Genomic DNA, 5,819 nt, shown 5'->3' with positions numbered 1-5,819 from the left:
AACCACGCTTTCTGTAGAGAAGATGGCGAAGGTTCGCGCAGATGGCACCAAAGAAAGCAGCGTTGTTACGCCGACGCAGGTTTACTTTGTTCCGCGCCCAGAAGTGAAGGGCTTGTTCTCAAGTGCTTCTCATGACTTCCGTGACGACTTGGAAAGCTTACCAGAAGGTACGCCTATCTATGACGTCTACGCAACGAGCGAGAAAATTCGCACTTCTATCTTCCCGTATTTTCATAAGAAGTATGCGAAATCTCGTCGTGATAGTGCTAAGAAAGTTGGTACGATTCGCCTAAGTTCTGAGTTTATCAGCTCGGCCTTTGGTGACGGTGGTGTTTTCTTCAACCACCAGCGTGTAGAGGATCAATAAGTAAGGATTTCAACTTAGCCTAACCCTTGTATTTATCAATCTGTACTTTGGTAAATAACATATTGGCTGTTCTAGAGCAGGAGGATCAGTCAAAATGAAGGGAGTTGTGCCCCGGAGTCTTTCGAGACTTCGGGGCTTTTTTTATACTTCTAGTCTGAGAAGCCCTACTGAAGGAGGGGAGTGCTTGGTTGGTCTGACGCTGTCACCTACCACTTTGCAGTGGCCAGTAATTGAGTTAATGCCTGCAGACCTTTGCCTTTATTGCTGAGTTTCCATGCCATAAAGCATTCATGATTATTTACCTTAGCAAGCTTAAGCTCCTTCAGCTTGCCACTCTCAATGGCTTGGTGAATACGTTTTCGCGGCAAGTGACCAATACCTATACCTGCTAATATGGCTTCGACCTTTTGATCCATGGTTTGTACATAAAAGGTTTTCCCTGCATCTGTGAGCCCGGCGCTGCGCGACACCTCCAGTATTGAGGTGTCATGGGTAACAACGCGTCTTAACTTAGGCAGTATTTCGGTGAGCCTCTGTGTATCTAAGGCGAGTTCAGCAAGTTGATGGGACGTGGCAATAACCGGTATTAGGTCGGTGTCTGTTAGTGGAATTGCGCGGAAGCCTTTTTGTAATGGTACCGGTCCTGGCGCGCCGACAAGGAGTTCTACGCGGTCTTGCTCAAGTGCTTCCCAGCCGCCGTTAAGTACGCACTCAATTAGATCAACTTCTACATTTTCGTGTTCGGCCAGAAAGTCAGACAGCACATCATATAGTACAGGTTGATTCAGCGTGGACTCCATCGCGATTCGTATTTTCGGCTCCCAACCCGTGGCAACTTCTTTTGCTGAATTAGCCAGCTGAGAAGTCGCCATCAGAATCTTTCGCCCTTCTTGCAAAATTAGCTGCCCTGCGGGGGTTAATACCGAGCGTCGACCTTGACGCTGAAACAAAGTGATACCCAATTGTTCTTCGAGCTTCTGAATAGCATAAGAAACGGCCGAGGTGGCTTTCTTCAATTCTTCAGATGCTTTTGCATAGCTTCCTCGTCTATCTATCGCGTCTAAGGTTTCTAAGGCTTCAATAGTGATCGGGTTTCTAATCATTAAGGTTCCATAAAGATTGTTCTAATTATTAGATCATTCTAAACAGATATTGGCACTTATTGGAAGTTCTTCAGCGCGATACACTTATTTCATCAAATCAAAACACAGAGGAAACACGCCATGAAAGCACTATTCAACAAAATCAGCACAACGACTGCGTGCCTAGACACGCTACCTATCCGAATTGGCGCGGGCATCACATTCGCCGCACACGGCAGTCAGAAACTATTTGGCTGGTTTGGTGGCTATGGATTGGATGGAACGGCGGGTTGGATGGAGTCGATTGGATTATCGCCCGGTATCTTGATGGCAGGGCTTGCAGGGAGTGCCGAATTCTTCGCCGGTTTATTGCTGATAGTTGGCTTTTTGGTTCGTCCAGCGGCCTTGGTACTGGCAATCACTATGATTGTGGCGATTGTCACGGCTCACATTGAAAATGGATTTTTTATGGCAACTAACGGTTATGAGTTTGCGCTCGCATTACTGGTTATCAGCGCAACCTTAACGATTAGAGGTGCAGGTAGTTTGAGTATTGATAAGGCACTTTTATCGTACAAGACTGTTTAGCCAACACGTTGATTAATCAGATTCAGATAGTTAAGTGCGACTCAAAACATCGCACTTTGATAATCGTTATTGAGGTACAAGGTCATGGGCTTAATACAAGATGGGAAATGGGTTGATCAGTGGTATGACACGAGCGATAGCGGAGGTGAGTTTCGTCGCCAAGATAGTCGCTTCAGAAGTTGGTTGACCGCCGATGGTCAACCTGGCCCGCAGGGTGAGAAGGGGTTTAAGGCAGAGAAAGGCCGCTACCATTTGTATGTTTCGTTGGCGTGCCCATGGGCTCATCGCACGTTGATTTTTCGCCAGCTGAAGAATCTACAAGATTATATCGATGTGACGGTAGTCGACCCGATAATGTTAGAAAACGGTTGGGAAGTTACCGACCCGCTGTACGGTTTTCAATACGCTTACCAGCTTTACATGCGCGCTGATAGCCAATACGAGGGGCGGGTTACGGTACCGGTTTTATGGGATAAACAGACCCAAACGATTGTCAGTAATGAGTCGTCTGAAATTATTCGCATGTTTAACTCAGCCTTTAATCACCTAACTGGCAATACTGATGACTATTATCCAGAGGGCTTGCGTGAGTCGATTGATATGATTAACGAACGAATTTATGACTGCATTAATAACGGTGTTTATCGTGCAGGTTTTGCGACGACGCAAGAAGCCTATGAAGACGCTTACCATCAATTATTTGATGCCCTAGATTGGGTAGAAGGCTTACTGTCTAAGCAGCGTTATCTGTGTGGATCAACACTAACCGAAGCTGACTGGCGTCTATTTACGACACTGATTCGATTCGACGCTGTTTATTTTGGACACTTTAAAACCAATAGACAACTGATAGCGAGTTACCCCGCGATGAGTTCTTATGTTCGCGAGCTGTATCAAGTGCCAGGGGTGGCCCAGACAGTGAATTTTGAGCATATCAAAACCCACTATTACGCCAGTCACCTTACGATCAATCCGACGGGGGTCATTCCTTTAGGGCCTGAACAAGATTTCGATTTACCCCATGATCGAGACCAGTTGGAAAAAGCTAACTAACGATCTCAGTCACTATTTTCATCAAAAGTAAGGAGTTGTCATGCTTTATTATCGAGCTGCTGACGAACGAGGTAAGGCCAACTTTTCTTGGTTAAATAGCCAACATAGCTTTTCGTTTGGTCACTATTACGACGCCGATCACATGGGAGTTTCGGTACTGAGAGTCATCAATGATGATGAGGTTTCCCCCGGTGCGGGTTTTGATAATCATGGTCATCGAGATATGGAAATTATTTCTTATATATTGGAGGGGGCTATCGAGCACAGAGATAGCACAGGAAATCACTTTATAGTGCCTGAGGGAGAGGTTCAGCGTATGAGCGCAGGGTCAGGGATTATGCACTCTGAATTTAACGCATCTAAAACCGAAGCATTGAAGTTTTTGCAAATTTGGATCAGTCCAAATGTAAAACTCATTGAACCTAGTTACGAGCAAATGCCCATCTTACAGTCTTCGACACTGACAGCTTTGGTAACGCCAGATGGAAGCAACGGTAGCCTAAGTATTCACCAGGATGTGAGCCTTTTTCGCTTGCAGCTAAACGCCGGAGAACGCTACGAATTGACGGCTCAAGCGCGAGTGGGTTATTTGCATGTAATTGAGGGGGAGGGACTTGGCGTTACATCGACTGACAAGCTTGAATTAAAGCCAGGTGATGGTCTAGGTATTATAAAAGATCAGCTATCTATTACGGCCAAAGATGAAGGCTTGACTGCTCTTTGGTTTGACCTCCCGCCAAGATAATTGCTTGTAATATAACGCGAGAAAACATTCTGATGAATGCAACTGATGACCTAAGCCTATTATTGCTTGACCCGCTATTTTGGGGGCTAGCCGTGGTTGGCGTGTTAATAACGGGAATCTCAAAATCTGGTTTTGCCGGAGGAGCGGGTGTTATCGCGGTACCATTACTATCGTTCGTGATGCCCGTGCCGGTTGCCGCTATTTTAATGTTGCCGCTTCTCATTGTGATGGACGCAAAGACGATGCACTATTATTGGCGCAGCGTGAACTGGCAAGAAATAAAAGTGATCGGCCCCGCGGCACTGGTCGGCATCATCGCGGGTGGCTATTTATTGGGTGGATTGTCCAGTAGCTTGTTACAGTCTTTGCTTGGTTTATTTTGCATTGCATTCGCGCTGTGGAAACAGTTGAGCCCCGTTTTGGCTCACCTGCCCTATGCAGGTCTTTTTTGGGCGACCTTGTCTGGTTTAACCAGCACATTGCTACACGCAGGTGGTCCACCGATTAATATTTATTTGGCCACGATACGATTACCCAAGCGCACGTGGTTGGCAAGCGCTGCCATGTTTTTTGCGATGATGAATCTGGTTAAAATCGTTCCGTATGCCTTAGCCGCCCAGTCACAGAGTGGTTTTTCTGTGTCGTCGTTGTTGATTATCGACATAATTTTGTTACCGGCTTGCTTACTTGGTTCGAGCTTAGGACATCGCTTGCATACAAAAATGAGTGAAGCCCATTTCATGTCTGCGTGTAAGGGTTTGTTATTTCTGTCAGGGCTTGGCTTACTCATTAGTGTGGCGCTCTAAAGCCTTTTGGTTCTAGTGTTTTAAAGATAAGGCATGGCTCTACATAAGCATTTTCCCTATAATCTCCCCCTTCTTTGCACCGCCTGACTATTAAGCACTATGAGCAACAGACCTGATACAGACAACTACCTCGAACTTTTCCTGAATGATATTCCGCTAATGGATGTTCGAGCACCGGTTGAGTTCGATAAAGGTGCCTTTCCAAATACCCTCAACGCACCCTTAATGGATGATGAAGAACGGCGTTTGATTGGTATTCGTTATAAAGAATCAGGCCAGGATAGTGCCATTGAACTAGGACACGAGCTGGTATGTGGCGAAAATAAAGCCCAAAAGCTTGAGGCCTGGTTGGCTTTTGCTAAACAGAACCCCCAGGGCTATTTGTATTGCTTTCGGGGTGGTTTGCGATCAAGAACCACACAAGGCTGGATTAAAGACGTAGGTGTGGATTACCCCTTGATAAAAGGCGGCTACAAAGCCATGCGTCGTTTTCTGATTGACGAAATGGAAACGCAAATCAGCGAGCTAGACTTCACCGTTATTAGTGGCCGAACGGGCACCGGTAAAACACGCGTTTTGAAGCAGTTCAATAATTACGTCGATCTAGAAGGCTTGGCTCATCATCGTGGTTCTAGCTTTGGTCGAATGTTGACCCCTCAACCTAGCCAAATAGATTTTGAAAACAAACTATCCATCGCCCTATTAAAAGCGCGCCATCAAAATAGCGGCACGGTATTTCTGGAAGACGAAAGTCGTTTGATTGGCCGTTGTGCTTTGCCTTTGACTTTGAAAGACCGCATGTCTGCTTGCCCTTTAATTGTCTTAGAAACGCCTTTGGAAGAACGAATCGATGTAGTGCTTCAAGACTATGTGATTGATATGACCGAAGCCTACTTAAGCCGGGACGGTGAAGAGCAGGGCATTGAGAATTTCTCTAACTATCTGTTTGAGAGTTTAGGGAGAATAGAACGCCGCTTGGGTAGCGAGCGAAAGAATCATCTACAGCAAATGATGGCACGAGCGATCAAACAACAATTTTCTGCTTCAGAATCTGATGAGGCTTACGGCCTTCACCGGGAGTGGATCGAACATTTACTAAAAGATTACTACGACCCAATGTACGATTATCAGCTCTCAAAGAAGGCTGAAAGAATTGTATTGCGGGGAAGCAAAGACGC

At 45.9% G+C, this 5,819-nt stretch carries 6 protein-coding genes and 1 pseudogene; 6 read left to right on the top strand and 1 reads right to left on the bottom strand.

What is annotated here, in order from left to right; genetic code table 11:
* Window positions 1-367: pseudogene (locus tag A3757_RS05420) on the top strand (peroxidase); the annotation flags it as partial.
* A 206-nt stretch (window positions 368-573) separates the two neighbouring features.
* Here the strand turns inward: A3757_RS05420 and A3757_RS05415 are convergent.
* A complete protein-coding gene (locus tag A3757_RS05415; RefSeq protein ID WP_068554157.1) occupies window positions 574-1,470 on the bottom strand; it encodes a LysR family transcriptional regulator in 897 nt (298 codons plus the stop codon).
* Between the two features lie 120 nt (window positions 1,471-1,590).
* Between A3757_RS05415 and A3757_RS05410 the strand changes: the two genes are divergently transcribed.
* The 5 genes from A3757_RS05410 to mnmH all read left to right on the top strand — a co-directional run.
* Complete coding sequence (locus A3757_RS05410) at window positions 1,591-2,037, top strand: DoxX family protein (protein ID WP_068568149.1); 447 nt, start codon at window positions 1,591-1,593, stop codon at window positions 2,035-2,037.
* Between the two features lie 84 nt (window positions 2,038-2,121).
* Window positions 2,122-3,090, top strand: coding sequence for a glutathione S-transferase family protein (locus A3757_RS05405; protein ID WP_068553336.1), 969 nt, complete (start codon window positions 2,122-2,124; stop codon window positions 3,088-3,090).
* Between the two features lie 40 nt (window positions 3,091-3,130).
* A complete protein-coding gene (locus tag A3757_RS05400) occupies window positions 3,131-3,835 on the top strand; it encodes a pirin-like bicupin family protein (RefSeq protein ID WP_068513578.1) in 705 nt (234 codons plus the stop codon).
* 32 nt (window positions 3,836-3,867) lie between these two features.
* The gene (locus A3757_RS05395; RefSeq protein ID WP_068553335.1) at window positions 3,868-4,641 is read left to right on the top strand and encodes a sulfite exporter TauE/SafE family protein; all 774 of its coding nucleotides are present in this window, start codon (window positions 3,868-3,870) and stop codon (window positions 4,639-4,641) included.
* 99 nt (window positions 4,642-4,740) lie between these two features.
* The coding region (gene mnmH / locus A3757_RS05390) for a tRNA 2-selenouridine(34) synthase MnmH (RefSeq protein ID WP_068739272.1) at window positions 4,741-5,819 on the top strand (1,079 nt) is incomplete at its 3' end.

Source organism: Oleiphilus sp. HI0117 (assembly GCF_001635235.1).
This window is presented reverse-complemented; position numbering and strand designations above follow the sequence as displayed.